The organism is Natronosalvus sp. KLKA75 (genome assembly GCF_059736265.1).
In genome coordinates, this window is sequence record NZ_CM185522.1 from 1,165,544 (window position 1) to 1,187,041 (window position 21,498).

A 21,498-nucleotide genomic window follows, 5' to 3' on the forward strand; every position below is an offset into this window, starting at 1 on the left:
TCGCGGACTCGGGGCCGACCCCCTACATTCGTATTGCACCCGTCACTTCCCGTGGCCAGTACTTAAGGGCAACGAAAGGCCGTGATTCGTCGCTCTCGAGTCACGTGCTACCACCTCGAAATGCTACGACTTATTAGGAACTAGGAACAACGCACTGACAATCGGTGCCTTCCAAAGAAACGCTCCTCCGACTGGTGGTTGCCCTCCTCGTGATCGTCGCGATCGGCCTCGTCGCCGCGACTATCACTACGCCCACCGATCCCGGGAGCGACGGCGTCGGCACCGGCGAAGGCGTCGGCGAAGGGCCGGGCGAAGGAGAAGGTGAGCCGTACGCCGATTCGGGTGCGGGCGTATGGGGCTCGACACCGGTATTTCTCCAGTATCTCGTGTACGCGTTACTAATCATCATGGCGCTCGTGGTAGTCTGGTACCTGATCAACTACCGGCGCGAGCTCGTCAAAATGGGAGCCGCCGCGGTGCTCGCGGCGCTCGTCATTTTCGCGCTCGTCTACCTCATCCTCGAACTCGGCGCGCCGCCGGAGTTCCCGGACGAGAACGGGACGGTCGATCCGCCAAACAATAGCTCAGGCGGTGGCGGCAGCCCCGGGAGCGACGCCCAGAGTACGGACACCTCGTTCGATTTCGGTCCGCTCCTGGGTGCGCTCGCCGTCATCGCGACGATCTTCGTCGGGGGCCTCGTCGCGAGCAAGCGGTCCTCGTCCGCGGACGACGCTGCGGCACTCGAGGAGGCGGCGGACGGCCAAAACCCCGAACAGGCGGCGGTCGCGGCCGCCGCCGGTCGCGCCGCGGATCGAATCGCCGACGAGTCCTCGACGGGCGTCGACAACGAGATCTACAACGCCTGGCTCGAGATGACCGACCTCCTCAAGGTCGACCGTCCCGAGTCGACGACGCCTCGCGAGTTCGCGGCCGTCGCGGTCGACGCGGGCCTCGAGCGCGACCACGTCGAGGAACTCACGGACCTGTTCGAGGCCGTTCGCTATGGCCACGAGGACACGACCGACGAACGCGAGGAACGGGCGGTCTCGATCCTGCGAGCGATCGAGTCGACGTACGGCGAAACGGACGCCGCCAGCCGAGACGAGCGGGGTGACGACCGATGACCCGCCGTCTGCCGCTCGTCGTCGGCGTTTTCGTGTTTCTCGCGGGCGTTCTCGTTCTCGTCGGTGCGACCAACTTCAACGCCGGACAGAGTCTGATCGGTCTGATAGGTGTGGTGGCGATTCTGGTCGCGATCAGCGGATTCAGCCGTCGCCGCACCGAGCGCGACCTGACGAAGACGACGGATCCCGAACACCGGACGACTGTCCCCGTTCCTGGACGAACGCTCTCGAGCGCCATCGCCCAGTTTCGAACCGACTCCTACGGATTCGTCTCCGGCTCGAGACGCATCGTCGACGGACTCCGGGAGGCCGCGATGGCGGTTCTCACGCGGTTCGATGGGCTTTCGACGGACGAAGCGCGCGACCGCGTCGAATCGGGTACCTGGACGGCCGACGAACGCGTCGCTGCATTTCTCTCGCCGGACCTCGACCTCCCGGAGACGTCCCTCCGGAATCGGGTCGTGGCTGCACTCGACCGCGAGACGACGTTCCGTCAGAACGTCCGGCGAACGGCGGCCTCGATCGCGGCGATCGGCTACGGTGGTCTCGGCGATCAGGTATTGCCCGACTCGATCCCGCAGTACGACCCGGAAGAACTGGAGGACGTCACCCCACGGACGACCCAGGATTCGTTCACCGGCCGGGTCGAACGGTCGGTTCGCGAGACGGGGTACTGGACGGGCGTCGGCGGCCTCGCGCTCTTCGCCGTCGGCGCTGGTGCCGTCGCCCAGTCACCGGGCGCCGTCCTCGCTGGCGTCGTCGGGGTTGGCTACGCCGGCTTCGCCCACCTGCGGGCCGCCCCGGACCCCGACCTCACCCTCGAGCGCACGCTCAGTGCCGACCACCCTGATCCCGGCGAGGAGGTGACGGTAACGGTGACGATCACCAACGACTCGGGCGGATTCGTCCCGGACCTCCGGTTCGTCGACGGGATTCCCGCGGGGCTCGCACTCGAGTCGGGTTCGGCACGGCTCGGGACGTCGCTTCGCCCCCACGACTCGGTGACCCTCGAGTACACCGTCACGGCCCGCCGCGGCAGACACGCGTTCGACCCGGCACTCGCGCTCACGCGCGACCTCTCGCGCTCGAGTGAACGCGAATCGTATCTCACGACCGAGACGGAGACGGCCATCGTCGCCGAACCGACGCTCCAGCCGCTCACGACCGCGGTCCCGCTCAGACCCGCCGCCGCGGCGTTTTCCGGTCAGCTGACGACCGCCGACTCGGGGGAGGGAATGCAGTTTCACTCGGTTCGCGAGTACCGGCGCAACGACCCGCTCAACCGGATCGACTGGAATCGTCACGCCCGGTCGGGCGAACTCGCGACTCTCGAGTTCCACGAGGAGCGGGCCGCTCGCGTCCTCGTGTTGATCGACGCACGGAAGGCTTCTTACCTGGCACACCAACCCGACGCCGCTCACGCCATCGATCGCTCCGTCGAAGCGGCCGGTCGGATCGCCGCGTCGTTGCTCGACACCGGCGATACGGTCGGGCTGGCCGCGCTCGGCCCCGTCAACCGGGAAGCCAACCAGCGGCTCAACTTGCGTGAGACGTGCTGGATCGCCCCCTCGTCGGGACAACACCACCGAATTCGACTCAGCGAGGCGCTCGCGTCCCACGAACAGTTCTCGACGGAGCCGCCCCGCGATGAGACCCAGTGGCGACCCCAACTGCGGATGATCCGTCGTCGCCTCGCCGCCGAGACCCAGATCGTCTTCCTCAGTCCCCTGTGCGACGCCGCCGCGGCCCGGATCGTCCGCCGTCTTGACGCCAGGGGCCACGCGCTCACCGTCATCAGTCCGAACCCGACGGCCGAACGGACGACCAGCCAGCAACTTGCCCGCGTCGCCCGCCGCATCAGGCGGTTCGACCTCCAGCGCGCCGGCGTCCCCGTGATCGACTGGGAGCCATCGGAGACGATCGACGAGGCGGTCGCTCGAGCGAACGCGGGTGGTCGCCGATGAACGAACTGACCAGGCGACCGACGCGGATCGCGAGCCTCGGAGCGGCTCTCGCCGCGGTGATCGTCGTCGGAGCGACCGTCGTCGGGTCGCCAGCCGGCGCGGTTCTCGCTGTCGTCGGAACCGCCTCGCTCGCCGCAGGTCTGGTGTGGGGGATCACCGACGCGACCGACGCCGGCGCCGGGTTGCTGTTCGTTGCCGTCGTCGTCAGCGGGTTGCAGGGGATGCCCCCCGAAGTGACGGTCGTCGGTGCTATCGCCGCCCTCGTCGCCCTCGATCTCGGCCGGAGCGCCGTCGAACTCGGCGAGCAACTCGGCCGCGAAACCGACACTCGCCGCCTCGAGGGCGTCCACGTCGTCTCGAGTCTCTCGGTCGGGCTGGTCGCGGCGACCCTCGGGTACGGCGTGTACGTCTTCGGCGGCGGCGGACAGCCCGCCGGAGGCGTCGTGTTGCTGTTGCTCGCCGTCGTCTTTCTCGTGGCCGCGCTCAAGTAGCGTTCGCCCTCGTGGCTGCGACAGGACACCAAATAACGTTCTTCCGTGAGTCGTGAATCAGGCGCCGATGTCGATGTACTCGTCGTTGAGTTCCCACTCTCCACTTGCGTTCCGGACCATGTACTCGCCGTAGTAGGGGACGCGATTGGCCACGACCTCGCGGAACGCCTCACGAATCTCGGGTCTGGTCATCTCGCCCATCGGACGCAGGTCGTCGTTGCGGTTGAGACAGCCCTTGAGGTACCCCTCGTGGGTGACGCGAACGCGGTGGCAGTTCGCACAGAACGTCGGGTTCTCGACGGGGTCGACGATCTCGACCATCCCGCGACCGTCTCCGTCCTCCTGGCCGATCCAGTAGCGCTTCCGGTCGTGCATCTCGCGGTGTTCGATTGCCTCGGCCTGCTCGGCCAGCCAGTCATGGACGCGCTCGATCTCGACGTGCCACTCGGGCTTGCCGGTCAACTCCGGCATGTACTCGATTAACTGGAGCTGGAGGCCGTCGTTTTCGGCCACGTGCTCGACCATCTGCGGGACGTACCCCGCGGTGTGTTCGAACACGACCATGTTGAGTTTGACGGGGTCGAGTCCGGCCTCGAGCGCCGCTTCGACGCCCTCGATCACCCGGTCGTAGGCCCCGCTCTTCGTCACCGCGGCGAACGCCTCCGGATCGAGGGCGTCCTGGGAGACGTTCACTCGCTCGAGTCCGGCGTCGACGAGCGCTTCGCCGCGGTCGGGCAGGAAGGTACCGTTAGTCGTCAGCGAGACGGCCATCGAGTCGGGCGTCCGCTCGATAATCTCCTCGAGGTCGTCACGCAACATCGGCTCGCCGCCGGTGAACTTGACGGCCTCGACGTCGAACTCGGCGGCGACCTCGAGAAAGCGGACGACGTCGTCGGTCCCCATCTCGTTTTCTTGCGGGTCCATCGGTCCCCGCGTGTCCCCCAGTCCTTCGTTGTGACAGTAGATGCAGTCGAAGTTACACCGATCGGTGAGCGAGATACGTACCCCGGAAACCTCGCGCCCGAAGTCGTCGGTGAGCATGCGACTGTCTTACGCACGAAACCGCTTAAACTCGAGGGTACATTCGGACGAGAGGTAACCGTTTGTGCTTACTTTTTAGGCACGTGCGTAGCTTTCCTCCAGGGGTATGCGGGCAACTACCATCGACGAGGCAACCGATTCCTCGAAGGTCGGTGTGGTAATATTTACTCCGTTCTGGGCTGTCACGGCCGGGCACTTTATTACGAGGACCGACGAGGGGTTCCTATGGGACGTTCTCCTCCGGCAGCGCTCGATCAGTACGACCCGGGCTCGAGCGTACTGGTCGTCAGCCCCTCCATGGACGCGTCCGACATCGTCACCACCGTCGAGGGCATTCGTTCTCCCGATCCGACCGGCGAGACCGACGACGAGCGGCCGACGGTCGTCGTCTCGCGCGTCCACACGGCCGAAGCCATCCTGGACGCCTGGCGGTCGCGCATCGGCAACTTTCCGAGCCAGTTCAGCATCGTCTCCATCGGCGAGGTCACCCGCTCGGTAGCCGCCGGCGCCAGTTCCGTGGAACTCCCCCAGGCGCACATCCTCACTGTCGGTACCGAGGACGTCACCGGCATCGGCATCGCGATCGGCGACGCACTCTCGCGGTGGGACGAGGGCGAGGGTGAAACCGAGGCCGAGATCAAAGCTGAAGATGGAGATGGACACTCGAACTCGAATCCAAACCAGCACCCCATCCTCTGGTTCGAATCACTCACGCCGCTCCTCGAGCGCAAGGGTCTCGAGATGACCTTCCGATTCCTGCACGTGACCCTCGAGGAGATTCGTCGGGCCGACGCTGTCGCGTACGTCCACGTCGACTCGTCGGTCCACGACAGGGAGACGATCATGACACTTACGCATCTCTTCGACGACGTCGTCGAACTCGAGCCGTGAGTATGAGTTCGACGCTCTGCGACTACCGCTCGAGTTTGGCCCTGTGTACGACGGCGTGAAACCTGCTACTACCGAAAAAACCCTTCTGAGGCGAAGCAACGGCAGGTATCGACGATCAGAAAGCGTCGGCAAGAGTCGGACGCAACGGGACGCGACGATTCCTGACGACGGCTCTCCGCCTCAGGACTCGATCGGTGGGTGCTGTACCGACTCGATCCAGAAATCCTCGACCGCTCGCACCATCGAATCGAACTCGTCCGGCGAATCGGGTTTGGTCAGGTAGGCGTTGGCGGCCCGTTCGTACGATTTGATGATGTCCTCTCTGGCCGTCGAACTCGAGAGGACCAACACCGGCGGGGACGGATGATCGAAGTCGTCTTTGAGCATCTCGAGAATCGAAAATCCGTCGAGCCGAGGGAGGTTCAGGTCTAGCAAGATCAGATCGGGAAAGGGCCGTTCGTCGTCCTGTTGGCACTCGTGTAAGAATCGGACGGCTTCCTCGCCGTCCGTCGCAATCTGAAAGCGCACCTCGTTCAGAGCCGATTTGAACGCCTCCTCGGTGAGCCGAATGTCACCTGGGTTGTCCTCGATGAGGAGAATATCGACGGGCTCCGTTGGTCTGAACGTCTGCACACACGTCCTTTCTTCCAGACCTGCCTAAAGGTGGTCCCTAAGCATGTGGGGTAAGCACCGATACGCGTCGATTTCGTGTGGAAGAACCACAAGCGACGACGTACGCTCGTGACGGCTCACGCGATTCCGACGCGAACCGTGCCCCCGTCCGGATCGATGGTCTCGAACCCGTTCTCACGCTCCGTTACGGAGACGTTGGTGGCGTCCAGCCGGTCACGGATCGTCTCGAGTGCCGCCGCGCTCGGAACGAGGAGTTCGAACCACGCCAGCCCGCGGCCGTCCACCGGTCGTGGCTGTGATCGACCGGCCCACGCGTTCACGCCCAGGTGGTGATGGTAGCCGCCCGCCGAGACGAACAGGGCTCTGTCGAGTTCGGTCTGTACTTCGAATCCCAGCATATCGACGTAGAACTCTCGAGCGGCCTCGAGCGAGGTCGTTTCGAGGTGGACGTGGCCGACCGTCGTCCCGTCGGGAACGGTCGTCGCTCCGTCCGATTCGGCGGCGACGGCCTCGAGATCCAGCGGAATTGTGCCGATCCGAACCGTTCCGTCGTCGCGGCGCGGCCACGCTGATCGCGGTCGATCGCAGTAGATCTCGACGCCGTTGCCGTCGGGATCGTCGAGGTACAGCGCCTCGCTGACGTAGTGGTCGGAGGCCCCGTTCAGCGTCCAGCTGTCGCGAATCCGCTCGAGGGCAGCCCCGAGCGCGGCTCTCGAGGTGACCTCGAAAGCGTTGTGGAACAGCCCCGCCTGGCTCCGATTACGTGGAGGGGCATCGGCGTCTCGGCGAAGCTCGAGCAACGGTTCCGTCTCGGTGCCGAGCGTCGCTGCCGTCTCGCTGTTCGCTCGGACGACGAGCCCGACGACGTCCCGATAGAACTCGATCGATTCCTCGAGGTTCGCGACGGTCAGCGCGGTGCGGCCGATGCGCGTCGAATCCGGGAGGTGGTCAGTCATGCGATTCGTGATCCTCGTCGGCGGCGGGCGGTGTTCGTCGGTCGTCGATCCGGCTGGTGGCTGTCACGATGTTCTGTTAGATATTCGGGCGTGAGTCCGATATACTTTCGCGAACACCGGTTTCACCTGGTTACGTCTATGTCATCCGGCGGTTGCTCGAGGGAGTGCGTCCTCCTGGTTTGTCCGGTTCACCAATTCGTTCAGGAAGCGGCAACCGTCCGAGAGGCGGCAACCGTATAGAAGAGACAACCGTCTGGCGGCGGAAACTCTGCGAACCGCGACCACGGACCACGAACCACGAGCACGCACTGTGAACCGCAACTGCGCCGATCCATCGACCCCGACCCATCCCCGATGGATCAGCCCGGTCACGTGAGCCGACTCGAGGCGAGTTCCGCACCCTCGACGAGCGACTCGAGCTTCTTCCAGACGAGGTCCGGGTAGACGAGATTCGCAGTCATCACCGTCTCGAAGCCACAGTCGCAACCGGCGACTATTCGCGACGGATCACCGACGCTCTCGGCGAATCGCTCGAGTCGGTCCGCGACGACCTCGGGGTGCTCGACGACGTTCGTCTTCACGTCGATCACGCCGGGGACGAGCGTCCAGTCGTCGGGGAGCGGGTGTTCCGCGATGGTTCGATACTCGTGGTTGTGCCGGGGATTCGCGCCTTCGACGACCAGCCCCGAAACGTCGGCCTCATAGAATTTGTCGATGACGTCGCCAAGCGCCACGTCGTGGTGGTGGGGACCCGGATAGTTCCCCCAGCAGGCGTGGAGTCGAACGCGGTCGGACGGGACGTCGCCGAGCGCGACGTTGATCGCCTCCACGTAGGTTTCGACCTGGTCGCGGAACTCGTCGGTCGAGGCGTCCTTGTAGGTGATCGTGAACCCGGCGAGCAGTTCCGGCGCGTCGATCTGTAACTGGGCACCGCTATCGACGATGATCTCGTACTCGGTCCGGAGCGACTCTGCGAGGTCGAAGATGTACGCCTCGTTCGAGTCGTGATACGTCGAGTCGGTGAACCGGAGGACGGCCCCCGGCGACGGTGCAGTGTGGAATCGATCGCTGAAGGAAACGCCCGTCTCCTCGACCGCCTCGTCGAAGCGAGTCAGGTCTCGCTCGAGGGCCTCCTCCCCGACGTACTCGATGGGACCCGTCGCGATCGGTCCGCCGATGTTGTCGATGTCACCCAGCGCGTGTTCGGCGAACTCGGGATACTCCTCGAGGTCGGCCGGTAGGTCGCGCTCGGCGAACCGATCCGAGTACCCGGAGAGGCGGTTCGTCACGTCGACGGAGTACGCGAGTCGACTCTGTTCGCCGTCGTTCGCGACGTCGATCCCCGCTTCGGCCTGTTTCCGGACCACGTCGCGGACCGCCTCGCCGACGGCGGTCTCGAACGCCTCTGAACGTGAATCGTCATTGCGACGCAACACTTCGCGGAGGGCGTCCGACCGGGGAAGGCTCCCGACGTGCGTCGTCTGGATGGAGAGATCACTGGACATCTACGTTCACTCGTGTCACGTGAACGTGGTCGAGCCACGTTTATATTCTCTTCTCCGCTGCTTCGACCGTCACGCGGGGGGTACGGGCGGCCATCGACATCCACGTCGACGTCGATTTCGATCACGGCCAGCCCCCATCGCCGTCGATAGTCCACTCGATATATTTCGGTAAACGCGCTGTTTTGCTCGTTCTGGAGGCGAGAAGTGTTGCAATACGATCGGCGGAAGGATCGACCGGGTAGTCGGCCACGACGGAGCGGATCCGACGGCGTCGTCGAGTAACTCCACGTTACGTCTGCGTCACCCTGTGCTCGTCGTCCACTTTAGGGACAACAGCCAATTGAGCGAGAAAACGAGGGGAACGGTTGGTGGCGTTTATTCATTCGTCTCTCGCCGTCTCGAGCGTTATGAGCGAACAGCCAGGCGACGACGAGCGAACCACTCGTCCGTACGAATCCGCAGGGACCGGGAACTCTCGCTGGTGGCCGACCACGCGGCGACGACTGCTCCAGGCGACCGCCGCTGCGGGCGGCCTCGCCGCAATCGGTAACTCGACGCTCGCCCAGGAGAGCGAGACGATCGAACTCGGGGGCGAGACCAGCGGATGGCAAGGAGTCGCTCCGGGCGAAATCGAAGGCGAAACCAACCCCACGCTGGAACTCGAGGAGGGAACGACGTACGAACTCACGTGGGAGAATCTCGACGGCCAGGCGCACAACATCGCCATCGTCGACGGCGACGGCGAGGAACTCGAGGGCACCGAACTCCTGGCCGAGGAAGGGGAGACCCAGACGCTCGAGTTCGAGGCGACGAGCGAGATGGCGGAGTACTACTGCGAACCGCACGCGGGGACGATGCGTGGGGAGGTCTCGGTCGGCGGTGAGTCCGACGACGAAACCGGTGACGAGTCGGAAGACGGCGAAGTGCCGGCGTTCTTCGACCCGGGGGCCGAAATCGGGCTCCAGTCGGTCGCGGAGGGGATGACGGCGCCGACCGACTTTGCCGTGATCGGTGGGGGTCAGGACCAGGACCAGGACCAGTACCTCGTCGCCGATCAAACGGGCGAACTCTGGCTCGTCGACGGCGACGGACGGCGAGAGGAACCGTTCCTCGACGTGAGCGACCGGCTGGTCGAACTCGGGACGTTCGAAGGATCGTACGCCGATCCGAACCAGGACTACGACGAACGGGGCCTCCTCGGCGTGGAGGTCCATCCGAACTTCGCCGAGAACTGTCGCTTCTTCGTTCACTATAGCGCGCCGCCGAACGACGAGACGCCCGATGGCTGGAGCCACGTCGAAGTCGTCTCGGAGTTCCACGCGTCGGGCGACCGGAGTGAAGCCGACCCGGATTCGGAGACCGTCCTCCTGGAGTTCCAGAAACCGCAGTACAACCACGACGCGGGCCCGATGGCCTTCGGACCCGACGGCTACCTGTGCGTCCCGATGGGCGACGGCGGCGGCGCAAACGACGACATGGAGGGCCACCTCGAGGACTGGTACGACGAGAACGCGGGCGGAAACGGACAGAACGTTACCGATACCCTCCTCGGCGGCATCCATCGGATCGACGTCGACGCGGAGGGCGACGAGCCCTACGCCGTCCCGGACGACAACCCCCTGGTCGACGTGGACGATGCCATCGACGAGTACTACGCGTGGGGGTTCCGGAACCCATTCGGCATCTCGTTCGACAGCGACGGGCGGCTGTTCGTTTCCGACGCCGGACAGGACCTCTACGAGGAGGCGAACCTCGTCGAGGCCGGCGGCAACTACGGCTGGAACGTCAAGGAGGGGACCCACTGCTTCAGTACGGATAGCCCGAGCGATCCGCCCGCAGACTGTCCGGACGCCGCTCCCGACGAACCGCCGTACAACGGCCAGGAACTGCAGGATCCGATCGTCGAGTACCCCCACGTGTACGAGGGTGAGACAGTCGGGATCACGATCATCGGCGGCCACGTGTACGAGGCCGACCAGCTCGAGGAGTTACAGGGCAAGTACGTCTTCGGCGACTGGACGGCCGATCCGGCGCGCCAGGCGCCGGCGGGTCGACTCCTCGCGGCGTCAGAGCCTACCGATGACGATTCGGACGACGACGGAGGTTCGGGCGACGACGAGACGACGGATACCAACTCGAGCGACGATGCTGACGGCGGGGAGGAGGACGTCGAAGCCGTCCCCCGCGACGAACTCTGGGAGATGGAAGAACTCCAGGTCTCGGGGACCGAAGACGGTTCGTTCCCCTACTTCGTTCGGCAGTTCGGCCAGGATGGCGACGGCAACGTCTACGTCCTCGCGAACCGGGAGGGTGTTCCGTCGGGCGACACGGGAGTCGTCATGAAGATCGTCCCACCGGGTGAGGGAGACGATATCTCGGTACCCGAGGACGGGACTGACGAACAGGAGGCGGACGAGGAGGCGACCGAGGACACCCAGGACGAGCCTATCGACGAGGACGAAGACGAGGGCGACGGTGCTGACGGCAACGAAACTGACGACGAAACGAACGGGAACGAAACCGACGACGAGACGTAGCCAGGATGCTCAGGGGGTGAAGACTGGCCGCACGCACCCGTCTTTCTTGTGCTTGAACAGTTCGTACCCGCGAGGTGCATCCTCGAGGGAGAGTTCGTGCGTCGCCAGATACGACGGGTCCATCTCGCCCTCGGCAGCGTGCTCGAGCAGCCGTGGGACGTAGCGTTGGCCGTGCTGCTGGGCGGTTCGGACGGTGAGCCCCTTGTTCATGACGATTCCCAGGGGGAACTTGTCCATCAGTCCGTAGACGCCGAGAATCGAGAGGGTGCCGCCCTTCCGACAGGCGACGATGGCCTGTCGGAGCGCCTCCCCGCGGTCGGTGTGGAGTTTGAGTCGTTGCTTGAGCCGGTCGTAGGCGTGAACGACGCCCGTGCCGTGGGCCTCCATCCCGACGGCGTCGATACAGGCGTCGGGGCCGCGACCGCCGGTTCGAGCGTCGAGTTCGTCGACGACGCTGTCGACGGCGGTGTAGTCGACGGTCTCGGCGCCGGCCTCCGTTCGCGCGAGCTGTAGCCGTTCGGGAAAGCGATCGATCCCGATCACGCGTTCGGCGCCCATGAGTTTCGCGCTCTGCTGGGCCATCAGCCCGACGCCGCCGCAGCCCCACACGGCGACCGTGTCCCCGTCTTCGATCCCACAGAAGTCGGCGCCCATGTAGCCGGTCGCCCACGCGTCGGAGGCGAACAGCGCCTGCTCGTCGTCCAGTTCGTCGGGAACGTGAAAGCAGTTTTCGTCGGCGTGCGGGACGCGAACGTACTCGGCGTGGGAGCCGGCGTACCCACCGAAGGCGTGGGTGTATCCGTAGATGCCGGCGGTTACGTCACCCAGGATCGGTTCCTGTAGTTCCGGGTTCGGGTTCGTGTTGTCACACAGCGACCAGAGATCGTCCGCGCAGTACCCGCAGTTCCCGCAGCCGATGAACGACGGGACGACGACCCGGTCGCCTCGCTCGAGGTCCGACACGCTCGGCCCGACCTCCGCCACCTCACCCATGAATTCGTGGCCGATGACGTCTCCCTCGCGCATCGTCGGCAGGTAGCCGTCGATGAAGTGCAGGTCCGAGCCACAGGCCGTCGTCTTCGTCACCCGGAGCACGACGTCTCGCGGGTTGACGATCTCGGGCTCCGGAACGTCGTTCACCTGGAGGTCGTTGACGTCGTGCCAACAGAGTGCTCTCATACCAGATCACCGTAGCCTCGCGCGGAGGGATTTCGCTCGAGCGTGGGGATCTCACCCGTCTCGACGAGGGCCTTAAATCGCCGAAGAGTCTTCGTCACGAGCGTGGCGGGAACGATCCCGCTGCGGTTCACCGCTGCGTCACCGAGCGCCCCGCCGGGCGGGTCGAAATTCAGATCGAGCGTGACGACCGTTCCGCGGTCCGCGGGCGCGGGCCGGAACCGAACGGTTCCCCAGCTCGGGATCGCCGCGTCGTCGTGCGACTCCCAGCCGATAAACGTACCGGGCTCCGATTCGACGACCTCCGTCTTCCAGGTCCATTGCCGGTCGAACGGGCCGGCGATTCGCCACGTCCAGACGTCCGGATCGTCCGCGGTGACGTCGACGACTGACCCGAGAACCCTCGTCACGGTGTTGGGATCGCGCCACCGCTCGAAGAGTTCCTCCGGCGATCGGTCGATCGTGATCGATCGTTCCACCGCCGGGGCCGCGCCGGAGAACCGCGCGTCGGGTCTCCGATCGCCGTCCGGTTCCGACTCGAGCAGTTCCGACTCGAGAGCGGTTCCTCTCCCGTCGCGCGCCGCGAGACCCCGATAACAGAGCAGGGCGCCGACGCCCGCGGCTATCGCTCCGCCGAGCGAACGCTTTCTCACCCCGATCACCAGGAGCGCGCCGCCGGCGACGATGCTCGCGAGGCGCGCCCAGAAGGGTCGATCGATTGCGGTCGAACCGGTCTTCGCGGATCGGTGTTCGACGGTTCCAGATTGCGTCATCGAAATCCCTCTACCTGTACTCGCGACGATTGTCCCCATCGATCAACGGGTTGAAAGTGCAGCCACCGCGCCCGCGGCATCGTTTCTCGTGGACCCGTCACCTGTCGACGCTCCCGAGCACGATGTCGAGGCTGCCCAGCGTGGCGATCATGTCCGCGACGTACTCCCCTTCGGCCATCTCCGGTAACGCGGAGAGGTTGTGGAAACACGGGCTCCGGATCTTGAACCGGGCCGGCGAGTTCGAGCCGTCCGACCGGACGTAGACGCCGAGTTCGCCCGTGGCGCTCTCGACCGCCCGGTAAGTCTCCGTGTCCGCCGGCGGTTTGAGCGTCCGGGGGACGTTGCTCTGTACAGTTCGCTCGTCCTCGGGCCAGTCCTCGATCAGGTCCAGACACTGTTCGACGATCTTGGCGCTCTCCTCGACCTCGTCCAAGCGTACGAGCACGCGCGAAAAGTTGTCACAGCCGTCCTCGGTGACGACGTCCCACTCCAGTTCCGGGTAGTAGCCGTACGGGTCGTCCCGCCGGAGGTCGTAGTCGACGCCCGACCCCCTCGCGACGGGTCCGGTGCAGCCGTAGTCCTTCGCCACCTCCGGCTCGAGGATGCCGGTGTCGACGGTCCGGATCTGGTAGACCTCGTTGCTCGTGAGGAGGGCGCCGTACTCGTTCATCTTCCGCGGGAGTCCGTCGAGGAAGGTCCGCGTCTTCTCGATGAAATCCTCGCGAGGTTCGGGCAGATCCCAGGCGACTCCACCCAGGCGGAAGTAGTAGAACATCATCCGCTGGCCTGTGAGGTCCTCGAGGATGTCCTGGACGACCTCTCGGTCGCGGAACGCGTACTGGAAGATGGCCGTGAAGTCGCCGTACACGTCGAGGGCGAACGTGCCGACGGCGAGGAAGTGACCCAGCATCCGACCGAGTTCGGTCGTCATTGTCCGCAACACCTGCGCGTACTCGGGGACCTCGAGGTCCGCGAGATCCTCGATGGCGCGGGCGACGGCCCACTCGTTGGGGAGGTTCGACGTGTAGTGCCACCGGTTCGAGTACGGGATGATCTGGTAGCGGTAGGTGCCCTGCTGGCACATCTGCTCCTCGCAGCGGTGGAGGTAGCCGATGTCGGGATCGACGCCGACGACTGACTCCCCGTCGAGGACGGTTTCCAGGTGGAGGACGCCGTGGGTGGCCGGGTGATGGGGCCCGACGTTCAGGAACATCGTGTCAGTGTCCGCGTCGTGATGGTCGGGCTGGAGCGGGTTGGCGTGCGCCGCCAGGTCGACGACCTGGGGCTTGTTCTGGTCGTAGTCCAGCGAAAGCGGGTGCCCCTGCCACGTCTCGGGCAGGAGTATTCGCCGGAGGTCGGGGTGGTCGTCATACCGGATGCCGACCAGGTCGAACGCCTCGCGTTCGTGCCAGTCCGCGGTGCGGAAGACGGGTTCGGCGCTCTGACAGACCGGTTCATCCTTCGGGAGGGGAACCACCAATGTCACCTCGTGCGTCCGCCGGTCGTACTTCGTCAGGTGGATGTTCGACTCGTAGCGGTCCTCGTATTCCTGGGGCGTGATCAACGAGAGGTGATCGAACCCCGCCTCCTCGCGTAAGGTCGTGAGTGCCTCCTGAACCTGATCGGGGCGAATCACGAACGCGGGCGCGTTCTTGTGGTCGTCTCGGCCGATGGTGTACTCCTCGAGTAACTCGGCGACCCGGTTCTCGTCGACGAGGTCTCTTCTGACGTGGTCGAAATCGGGCGGGATCCGTCCCCGCTGGTGTGTCGATTGGTCGTTCATGGAATCCCCCGCTGGGCACGTCTCGGCGCTCGACGACGCGCGTACACGTCGCACCCCTGCTACGCAAAAGAAGCTTTTCGGCGACGGAGACGACCGTCACGACGAGCCGAGAGACCGTCGATGGTGACTGTTTCCCACGGTGGCTCGAGGCTCGCCCATCGGTGACGGGTCGACAGGTAACGGCGAACCTCGTCCCTGGAGCGCGAGGTGGTTCTGGTCGCTGCCGTTGCCACTCGAGTCGATGGAAAATCTACGACTGCTGATTTTCCGGCCAGCCGGCATCCATGCCCGCACCGAGGATAATTCCGAGAGCGATCCCGATGGCCAACTCGTCCATCGCGACGCCGATGGCGACGCCGAGTACGAGCCCAATCGACATCCCCGTCCCGGGCGCTCGTCCGGATCCATCCTCTTCGTCTCTGGTAGTCATAAGGACGTACTCGCCGCAGTCGGAGATAATCCTATCGCTGAACGTACCGAAAGCGGTCATGTGAGTTGAGCCTCTATTGGTCGCGGCGACGCCTGATACGCCGACGAGTTTCAGGACCCGACGGCGTGTCGAAGCACACGCGAGCGCCCCGTAGCCGTCGTGATCAAACGTCCTCCGCAACGACGGTTACGTCTCGATCGGTGCCACCGAGCAGAATCCACTCGCGGTCGGTGAGTGTCTCGTCGCTGCCTGTGTCACGCGAGACGGCGATCGGTCCGAACGTGTACTCACCGCTGTCGAGCAGGTCGTCGGGAGCCTCCGCGAAGTGCGTGAGGTTCTCGGAGACCGATTGGGCGTCCTCGAGGCCGAAGTAGACGTGCGTGCCACCGTTCGACGCCGGCGTCGTCGCCTCGACGTCGCCGTACTCCTCGTGGGCAGTCCAGCCTTCCGGCACCGTGTCGCGGACCAGAACCGGTTCGGTGGCCTCGACGTCCAGTTCGGTGCGATTCGTTTGTCCGCCGGTGAACACCGAGCCCGAATCCTCGCGCTCACCGGCGACCGCGAACGGCGGGCCCTGCTCGCGGTCGCCGACCGTCCGGACGACCTCGCCGTCCACGAACCGTCGCTGCTCCATGCCGAGCGCGTTGACGAGGACGGTGAACCCGAAATACGAGAGGACGTAGTTCTTCAGCCCGAAGGGGTGCAGTTCCTGCTGACTGGCCGGGGGAAACAGTCCGCCGATCGCGTGGATACCACGCCACTCCTCGCTGTCGGTGAAGATCGACCCGCCGCTCACCAGGTCGTCGGTCGTCCCGGCGACGGTTCCGCCGGACGTCTCGAAGGCATCCGCGTCGAGCAGCGTCATCGGCGCGTCGTTCGCGTACGGGTAGCCGAGCGGTGCCACCTTCCACGTCATCCGCTGGATCGGGCGGGTATCGGTGAGCAGCGGGTGTTCCTCGTCTTTCTCCTCGAGGTGACTGACGCCGAACGTCTCGTCGACGATGTCACCCTCGCCGACGCCGGGTGCGGTCTCCAGGTCTGCGAGCAGATGGAGGCCAGTGTCGGTCACCACGAGGTTGCCGCCCGACTCGACGAAGTCGTCGATCGCCGCGGCGTAGCCCTCGGGGTCGTCGCCGCGGTCGTCGTGGACGACGACGAGGTGATCGGCATCGACCCCCGCTTCGACCACCTCTTCGGGGGTGAGTGCGATCGTGGTGAGGAGTTCGTTCTCAGCCTCGAAGTCGTCAAAGAACGCCAGCGGCGTCACCTCGTACTCCTGCTGTTCGAAGCCGAGCGCGTCTCGAGGGTCCGGGTTGTCGGCCTCCGACTGCAGCGTCCCGACGTGAGCGTGGAGTTCCGTCGCCTCCTCGGTCATCAGGCTCTCGACATCGAGTGTCCACTCACCACCCGCCGGCTCTTTCACGACCATCGGCGGGATGTGGTGATGTCGATCGCCGTTGAACGTCGAGGGGCGGTACGAGCAGACCTCGTTCCTGTTCGGATCGCGGAGCACGACATCGACGAGGCCGTACGGCGCGTGCGCGTGTACTGACAGCGTGTGCAGGTCGTCGGCGACGTCGAACGTCAGCGTCTCGGTGGATTCGGCGTCGACGATGAGTTCGTGCTCGGTGCTGGCGAGTTCGGTTTCGCCGCTATCGGTATCGTCATCCTGCAGGAACGAGAGGTCGTCCGACGAGCGCGTGAGTTCGTCGGTCGTCACGTAGGCGATCTCCGTGGGTTCGCCGTCGCGGGTGACGACCTCGGAGTCGACGTCGCGGAGCGCGTAGTCGGTCATCGTCTTCATTGCCGCAATGTAGCCCGTCACCCACTTGTCGGCTAACTCGGGATTGTACACGTTCCCCCCGATCATGTGGCTGTAGGCCATCTCGAACGCCATCGTTGTCACGTCGAGGCCGCCCAGATCCTCGCTGGCGCCCATGAAGCCGATGAGCCCGCCGGTGATCGTGTAGCCGATCGTGTCCCAGATGGTCGAGTAGTCGTAGGCCGTCTCGGGCAGCGTGGGCATGAGGACTTCGGGGTTGAATTTGCCGGTGGCCTCCTCCTGGACCTCGGCGAGCGTTTCCCAGTCGTCCATCGCCTCCTCGAGGTTCGTCTCCAGGGTCCGGTTCATCTCGTAGAGGTCGTGGAACTCGTCCTGGGTGTACTCGATCTGGTTGATGAGTCCCAGGATGAAATCCGAGTTCCAGAACATCGCGTGGAGGTCAGCGCCGTGAGTGAGGTTTTCGTACCCACGGAAGTGCTCGACGACGCCCATCGCGTCGGGCACTTTGTCGACGATGTCGTGTGGATTGTCCTCTGCCCAGCGGCCCTCGTCCGGCTCTCCAGGATGGTGGACCGGATCGATCCACCCGATGGTGGGGTACTGCCGGTTCGTGTCGTACACCTCGGCGTTCCCCCGCTCGTGGAGTGGCGCCGCGGGAAGGCGCGGATGGGTCGCACCAGATCCCCCGGTCTGCCAGCCGCTATCGTACTGCGGGCTGCGGGCCACCCAGCCGTCGGGATTACACGAAAGGATGATCAACACGCAGTCGTCAAGCAGTCGCTCGAACTCCTGCTCGCGTCCCGTGAGCACTCGTTCGATGAAGCGATAACACGCCTCGGGGCCGGCGCGCTCGAGGCCGTGCATCGAGGCCTCGAACATCACCTTCTGACGGTTCTCGAACTCCTCAGTCCCACGAATTTCGTCGATGTCGTTCGTGATTTCGGCGACGTGGAGATCTTTCGGATCGTACCGGTCGGTGAGTCGGTTGTGGTGGCCGGGACTCGTCCCGAACTCGACGTCGTGCGGGTTCTCCGCGTCCGCGAGAGCGTAGAAGTTGAGCCTATCTGCGTGCTCGGACTCGAGGTACTCCATCCCGCTGATCATCTGCTCGTAGTCGATGAAGTCGACGGCGCGGTGGGGTGCCGGGAAGACGCCGAGGGGATAGTACCCCAGTCGCCAGAAGGGGTTCGACCCGGGCGTGTAACTCAACTCCTCGGCGGTTGGAATCTCGAGTACCTCCTCGACCTCCGCTGTCGTGAGTTGCGCGTAGGCTGCGGGTGGCTCCTCGAGAATCCAGTCGTCGTCGAGCTCGACCTCGAGGTCGAGTCCGAGCAGGTCGTCGATCCCCGACTCCTCCTCGAACTGGATCAGCGTCGCGACGGCGTAGTCGTCGGGTGTGTGATTGACGACGTACTCGTACTCGTCGGTCATCGCCGAGTCTTCGAGGTCAGCGATAGCGTTGCCAGGTAAGGCCAGGACGCCACCTAGTGCAGCAGAGAGCCGTACGAAGTCGCGTCGGTTGATCGGTACGGTATCGAAGGTCGCCTCGGCTTCGTGCGTGTCGTCCGCGCCGTGTTCGTGTTCCATCATAGTTCGTGTGCAGGGTGGTCCAGCGGACCTATCGCGGTCAACAATAATCATGATAAAAATGGTATTGACAAACTCATCCAGGGGTCTTCTCGAAGTCCGGATACCGATTGAATCAGCCGTCGAGACGGCTACACTTCGTAGACGATTTCGCGACTTCAGCCTCGAGTCGCGACTCGGACTCGTCCGATCGGTGATTCGACCAGTCTTCGAATATTACGGACTCGACGGTGGGATCGAGTTCGTTGACGACTGTCCGGCCGTCGCGCTCGCGAACGACGAAGCCGGCGTCTTCGAGCATCGAGAGGTGGTGTGAAACCGTACTCGAGTCGCACTCGAGTGCGGTAGCGAGGCAAGCGTTGTGCGTCGGACCCAATGTCGCCAGTGCCTCTAGCACCCGTCGCTTTGCCGGTTCGAAGAGGACGCTTCGCAACTCGACGTCGTCCTGACTGAACGGAAAATATCGTCGTTTCCCACAGACAGTGACTGATTGGATCACGTTCTCGTCTTCGAGAACGCGGACGTGATAGCGAACGGTCGAGAGTGCGATGCCGCTTTCCTCGCTCACGGCGGAGAGACAGAGACCGGGTTCGGTCTCGACGGTCTCGTAAATCGTCCGCCGTCGTTCGTTTTCGAGCGGACACGAATCGCCAGATGGCTCATTTTTGGAAACCGCCATCGTCACACTCGTCGTTGAAAGAACCGACATCTTGACGGACAGTCCATTACCACTACCAATCTCCTCCTCTCATCGACGACGTCGACTGCGCTCGAGCGAACCCGTTACGATTGGGTATCGGCTTCGTTCTACGAGCCGGTTCCCACCACCGCCGTTGTCCCAGTTCAAATGTGTCATCCATTCCGTGAAATCGAACTGCTCTGGTTTCGCGTGCCATTCAGTCCCATGAATATCACGATCTGGTATAAATCAATGTTGCCGATATATTTTGGATTGGGTGTCTATCTCGGACATATGTGAAAATGTATGTAAAATATTACCGATATGTGTGGGAATATGCCAGGAAAACACCGGATCGAGATCGAGGCTGAGGACGACCTGGACGACCTCCGCGAACGCGCCCTCGAACGCCGCGCCAGGTGGGCCTGATGAACGCCCGTCCGTGGGCCAGGTGCGCGGCGTGCGGCGGCGCCGTTCGGTTCGTCCGCGCGGACGGCCTCAATGCCGACCGCGTGCTTGAGCACTTCCGGTGCGACGACCGGAACCTGCCGAGCGGGCGGCCACCTGGTGCGCGATCGCCGGTCTGACGCCGTTGAGGCGCTCCAGGGACCCGTCTTCGAAGGACGAACCGCGGGGTATCGCGCTCATGAGCGCCTCGTCGACGTGTTTTGAGTGTGGGCGGGCGCTATCGCTGGTCCCCGAGGACGAAATCGCCCGTGCCCGGGAGTCGCTAGGATTCGGCCAGGCGAACGACCGACTTCGTGAGTTCTGCGGGGTCCGGTGCCGGGCGCGGTGGCGCCACGTCGATCCCGTCCTTAAGGAGACGCGCCAAACGCGGCTTGAGGCGTCGACCGCTGGTGGAATTGGTCTTGAGGCGCCAGGGGCGATCATATATGGACGGTGAGGTCGCCCCAATCAGGAACCGGTCACGCTCGTCATGCTTGAATGGAGCTGTTCGTCTATATCGCTGGTACAACCCGAAAATACCCCCTCATGGAGGGTATCTGTGGAATTTCAGACCGGTAGTGAGGGGAATCGGTCTCGGAGAGAAAGGGCGATACTGGGGCTCCCTCTCAGAGGCTGAACCCCGAATGTGGGGAGCTATGATAGGCCAAAGTGGCGTGTACAAGGATACGAAGTGATTTCTCATAGAGATTAGCAACGCAACTCATGGGTTGGGTCATTTCCTTCTATTATTCGACAGATAAGGTCTGCTGAATACACAGCGCGGATGTGGCACGAGCTGAGGGCCGATCCACGGAGGGTGCTGATCGATCAGTCCAAGTGAAGAACTCATCACGGTAGTGGCCGTCTATCCGACACAGCCCCCAGAGCCCGTTCTGGACCAGCCTCGGCCACTTATTCGACTGATCGGCCCGTGACGCGAATCTCGACCCCACCACCCCCCCAGAGTTCGACCTTAACCCCGTCGGTGCCGAACGTCACGGTCGTTCTCGACGGTGCGTCGTGGCGAAAGAGGGAATTGAGCGCGTCAGCGTCTATGTCTTCGTAGAGGACGAAATCCGCTCGCAAGAGGTCTTCCCCCTTATAGTCCTCGATGGCGTCGAGCACCGCTTCGGTCAACGAGCGATCCTGATCAGGGGTGAACCATTCCCGTGTCTGGCTCGTTTGCCTGGGCTTGTCTTGCGTCATGTGCTACTCACTCCTCCATGGCAGTTGGTGGAACCGGACTCGGAGAAGCGCCCCGCTATCTGTTCGAGTTGCGAGTGACCGTGATATCGGACCGTTTTGGTCCGCCTGTTGTAGTCAACGAGTCCAGCGTCGTCCAGTTTGGGGAGTGCAGCGTGGTGGAGCCGGATTGCAACCTGCGTCTCGTCTGCGTGGTCACGTCGGGCGAGCGCAATTGCAAGGTCATCGACGGTGGCGTGGTCTTCGGACGCATTTTTGAAGTACTCGATGACAAAACGAGAGTGCCGATTGGCGAGCGCGAGGAGGAGCGTATCTCTTCTGGGAATCATTGGCGAGGAGTCGGTTTCCGTGAACATGGTGTACTTAACTCTGAAGAGACCGCTCCACGTGAGATTTCATTTTGGTTATACAACTTCCTTTTATAGCTTCAGGCACAGGCCTCCAGCGCAGAGAGGGATTTGTCGAGGGTCTCCGCGTCCCTCGCCGGCGTCGAGA

Annotated in this window: 19 protein-coding genes; 7 read left to right on the top strand and 12 right to left on the bottom strand. The window is 64.0% G+C overall.

The window, feature by feature from the left end:
- Positions 1 to 164 precede the first annotated feature (164 nt).
- The 3 genes from AC6I65_RS05660 to AC6I65_RS05670 are packed head-to-tail and all read left to right on the top strand — an operon-like array spanning position 165 to position 3,579.
- The gene (locus AC6I65_RS05660; protein ID WP_497903064.1) at positions 165 to 1,124 is read left to right on the top strand and encodes a DUF4129 domain-containing protein; all 960 of its coding nucleotides are present in this window, start codon (positions 165 to 167) and stop codon (positions 1,122 to 1,124) included.
- Positions 1,121 to 3,088 carry a DUF58 domain-containing protein gene (locus AC6I65_RS05665; RefSeq protein WP_497903065.1) on the top strand — a complete coding sequence of 656 codons (1,968 nt, stop codon included), beginning with the start codon at positions 1,121 to 1,123 and terminating at the stop codon, positions 3,086 to 3,088. Before AC6I65_RS05660 ends, AC6I65_RS05665 begins: the two co-directional genes overlap by 4 nt.
- Positions 3,085 to 3,579 carry a DUF7519 family protein gene (locus AC6I65_RS05670; RefSeq protein WP_497903066.1) on the top strand — a complete coding sequence of 165 codons (495 nt, stop codon included), beginning with the start codon at positions 3,085 to 3,087 and terminating at the stop codon, positions 3,577 to 3,579. The genes AC6I65_RS05665 and AC6I65_RS05670 overlap by 4 nt, the downstream gene beginning before the upstream one ends.
- A 57-nt stretch (positions 3,580 to 3,636) precedes the next feature.
- On the opposite strand, the gene moaA is transcribed toward AC6I65_RS05670, so the two are convergent.
- Entirely contained in the window at positions 3,637 to 4,620 is a 984-nt protein-coding gene (gene moaA, locus AC6I65_RS05675) for a GTP 3',8-cyclase MoaA (protein WP_497903067.1), read from the bottom strand.
- A 225-nt stretch (positions 4,621 to 4,845) separates the two neighbouring features.
- Here moaA and AC6I65_RS05680 point away from each other — a divergent pair, with 225 nt between their 5' ends.
- Positions 4,846 to 5,511 (top strand): DUF7504 family protein, encoded by a 666-nt coding sequence (locus tag AC6I65_RS05680; RefSeq protein WP_497903068.1) that lies wholly within the window; start codon positions 4,846 to 4,848, stop codon positions 5,509 to 5,511.
- Between the two features lie 180 nt (positions 5,512 to 5,691).
- Here the strand turns inward: AC6I65_RS05680 and AC6I65_RS05685 are convergent, their stop codons facing one another.
- The 3 genes from AC6I65_RS05685 to AC6I65_RS05695 all read right to left on the bottom strand — a co-directional run bounded on the left by AC6I65_RS05685 (position 5,692) and on the right by AC6I65_RS05695 (position 8,605).
- Positions 5,692 to 6,144 carry a response regulator gene (locus AC6I65_RS05685; protein WP_497903069.1) on the bottom strand — a complete coding sequence of 151 codons (453 nt, stop codon included), beginning with the start codon at positions 6,142 to 6,144 and terminating at the stop codon, positions 5,692 to 5,694.
- 116 nt (positions 6,145 to 6,260) lie between these two features.
- Positions 6,261 to 7,100, bottom strand: coding sequence for a VOC family protein (locus tag AC6I65_RS05690; protein ID WP_497903070.1), 840 nt, complete (start codon positions 7,098 to 7,100; stop codon positions 6,261 to 6,263).
- A gap of 368 nt (positions 7,101 to 7,468) precedes the next feature.
- Positions 7,469 to 8,605 (bottom strand): cobalamin-independent methionine synthase II family protein, encoded by a 1,137-nt coding sequence (locus tag AC6I65_RS05695; protein ID WP_497903071.1) that lies wholly within the window; start codon positions 8,603 to 8,605, stop codon positions 7,469 to 7,471.
- A 407-nt stretch (positions 8,606 to 9,012) separates the two neighbouring features.
- On the opposite strand from AC6I65_RS05695, the gene AC6I65_RS05700 reads away from it, so the two are divergent.
- Positions 9,013 to 11,142, top strand: coding sequence for a PQQ-dependent sugar dehydrogenase (locus AC6I65_RS05700; protein WP_497903072.1), 2,130 nt, complete (start codon positions 9,013 to 9,015; stop codon positions 11,140 to 11,142).
- Positions 11,143 to 11,151: 9 nt separating this feature from the next.
- Here AC6I65_RS05700 and AC6I65_RS05705 read toward each other — a convergent pair whose 3' ends face one another.
- The 6 genes from AC6I65_RS05705 to AC6I65_RS05730 form a co-directional block, all read right to left on the bottom strand.
- Positions 11,152 to 12,321, bottom strand: coding sequence for a zinc-dependent alcohol dehydrogenase (locus AC6I65_RS05705; protein WP_497903073.1), 1,170 nt, complete (start codon positions 12,319 to 12,321; stop codon positions 11,152 to 11,154).
- Complete coding sequence (locus AC6I65_RS05710) at positions 12,318 to 13,091, bottom strand: SRPBCC family protein (protein WP_497903074.1); 774 nt, start codon at positions 13,089 to 13,091, stop codon at positions 12,318 to 12,320. Before AC6I65_RS05710 ends, AC6I65_RS05705 begins: the two co-directional genes overlap by 4 nt.
- Positions 13,092 to 13,188: 97 nt before the next feature.
- Positions 13,189 to 14,874: an NADH-quinone oxidoreductase subunit D gene (locus AC6I65_RS05715; protein ID WP_497903075.1), complete on the bottom strand. Its 1,686-nt coding sequence runs from the start codon at positions 14,872 to 14,874 to the stop codon at positions 13,189 to 13,191.
- Between the two features lie 250 nt (positions 14,875 to 15,124).
- Positions 15,125 to 15,304, bottom strand: coding sequence for a glycine zipper domain-containing protein (locus AC6I65_RS05720; protein WP_497903076.1), 180 nt, complete (start codon positions 15,302 to 15,304; stop codon positions 15,125 to 15,127).
- Between the two features lie 163 nt (positions 15,305 to 15,467).
- Positions 15,468 to 18,674 (bottom strand): M14 family metallopeptidase, encoded by a 3,207-nt coding sequence (locus AC6I65_RS05725; protein WP_497903077.1) that lies wholly within the window; start codon positions 18,672 to 18,674, stop codon positions 15,468 to 15,470.
- A gap of 115 nt (positions 18,675 to 18,789) precedes the next feature.
- Entirely contained in the window at positions 18,790 to 19,353 is a 564-nt protein-coding gene (locus AC6I65_RS05730) for a winged helix-turn-helix transcriptional regulator (RefSeq protein ID WP_497903078.1), read from the bottom strand.
- 428 nt (positions 19,354 to 19,781) lie between these two features.
- Between AC6I65_RS05730 and AC6I65_RS05735 the strand changes: the two genes are divergently transcribed.
- Both AC6I65_RS05735 and AC6I65_RS05740 read left to right on the top strand, forming a co-directional pair.
- Positions 19,782 to 19,940: a hypothetical protein gene (locus AC6I65_RS05735; protein ID WP_497903079.1), complete on the top strand. Its 159-nt coding sequence runs from the start codon at positions 19,782 to 19,784 to the stop codon at positions 19,938 to 19,940.
- A 59-nt stretch (positions 19,941 to 19,999) separates the two neighbouring features.
- Positions 20,000 to 20,257: a hypothetical protein gene (locus tag AC6I65_RS05740; protein ID WP_497903080.1), complete on the top strand. Its 258-nt coding sequence runs from the start codon at positions 20,000 to 20,002 to the stop codon at positions 20,255 to 20,257.
- A gap of 455 nt (positions 20,258 to 20,712) precedes the next feature.
- Here AC6I65_RS05740 and AC6I65_RS05745 read toward each other — a convergent pair whose 3' ends face one another.
- Both AC6I65_RS05745 and AC6I65_RS05750 read right to left on the bottom strand, forming a co-directional pair.
- A complete protein-coding gene (locus AC6I65_RS05745) occupies positions 20,713 to 21,006 on the bottom strand; it encodes a HalOD1 output domain-containing protein (RefSeq protein ID WP_497903081.1) in 294 nt (97 codons plus the stop codon).
- On the bottom strand, positions 21,003 to 21,359 hold the full coding sequence (locus AC6I65_RS05750; protein WP_497903082.1) for a DUF7344 domain-containing protein: 357 nt from the start codon (positions 21,357 to 21,359) through the stop codon (positions 21,003 to 21,005). The genes AC6I65_RS05745 and AC6I65_RS05750 overlap by 4 nt, the downstream gene beginning before the upstream one ends.
- Positions 21,360 to 21,498: the final 139 nt, after the last annotated feature.

Bases quoted from the DNA above. Each gene is read 5' to 3' on its own strand.
- AC6I65_RS05665 (WP_497903065.1), top strand. From the start codon at position 1,121: ATGACCCGCCGTCTGCCGCTCGTCGTCGGCGTTTTCGTGTTTCTCGCG.
- AC6I65_RS05670 (WP_497903066.1), top strand. From the start codon at position 3,085: ATGAACGAACTGACCAGGCGACCGACGCGGATCGCGAGCCTCGGAGCG.
- moaA (WP_497903067.1), bottom strand. From the start codon at position 4,620: ATGCTCACCGACGACTTCGGGCGCGAGGTTTCCGGGGTACGTATCTCG.
- AC6I65_RS05680 (WP_497903068.1), top strand. From the start codon at position 4,846: ATGGGACGTTCTCCTCCGGCAGCGCTCGATCAGTACGACCCGGGCTCG.
- AC6I65_RS05690 (WP_497903070.1), bottom strand. From the start codon at position 7,100: ATGACTGACCACCTCCCGGATTCGACGCGCATCGGCCGCACCGCGCTG.
- AC6I65_RS05695 (WP_497903071.1), bottom strand. From the start codon at position 8,605: ATGTCCAGTGATCTCTCCATCCAGACGACGCACGTCGGGAGCCTTCCC.
- AC6I65_RS05700 (WP_497903072.1), top strand. From the start codon at position 9,013: ATGAGCGAACAGCCAGGCGACGACGAGCGAACCACTCGTCCGTACGAA.
- AC6I65_RS05705 (WP_497903073.1), bottom strand. From the start codon at position 12,321: ATGAGAGCACTCTGTTGGCACGACGTCAACGACCTCCAGGTGAACGAC.
- AC6I65_RS05710 (WP_497903074.1), bottom strand. From the start codon at position 13,091: ATGACGCAATCTGGAACCGTCGAACACCGATCCGCGAAGACCGGTTCG.
- AC6I65_RS05715 (WP_497903075.1), bottom strand. From the start codon at position 14,874: ATGAACGACCAATCGACACACCAGCGGGGACGGATCCCGCCCGATTTC.
- AC6I65_RS05720 (WP_497903076.1), bottom strand. From the start codon at position 15,304: ATGACTACCAGAGACGAAGAGGATGGATCCGGACGAGCGCCCGGGACG.
- AC6I65_RS05725 (WP_497903077.1), bottom strand. From the start codon at position 18,674: ATGGAACACGAACACGGCGCGGACGACACGCACGAAGCCGAGGCGACC.
- AC6I65_RS05730 (WP_497903078.1), bottom strand. From the start codon at position 19,353: ATGGCGGTTTCCAAAAATGAGCCATCTGGCGATTCGTGTCCGCTCGAA.
- AC6I65_RS05735 (WP_497903079.1), top strand. From the start codon at position 19,782: ATGAACGCCCGTCCGTGGGCCAGGTGCGCGGCGTGCGGCGGCGCCGTT.
- AC6I65_RS05740 (WP_497903080.1), top strand. From the start codon at position 20,000: ATGAGCGCCTCGTCGACGTGTTTTGAGTGTGGGCGGGCGCTATCGCTG.
- AC6I65_RS05745 (WP_497903081.1), bottom strand. From the start codon at position 21,006: ATGACGCAAGACAAGCCCAGGCAAACGAGCCAGACACGGGAATGGTTC.
- AC6I65_RS05750 (WP_497903082.1), bottom strand. From the start codon at position 21,359: ATGTTCACGGAAACCGACTCCTCGCCAATGATTCCCAGAAGAGATACG.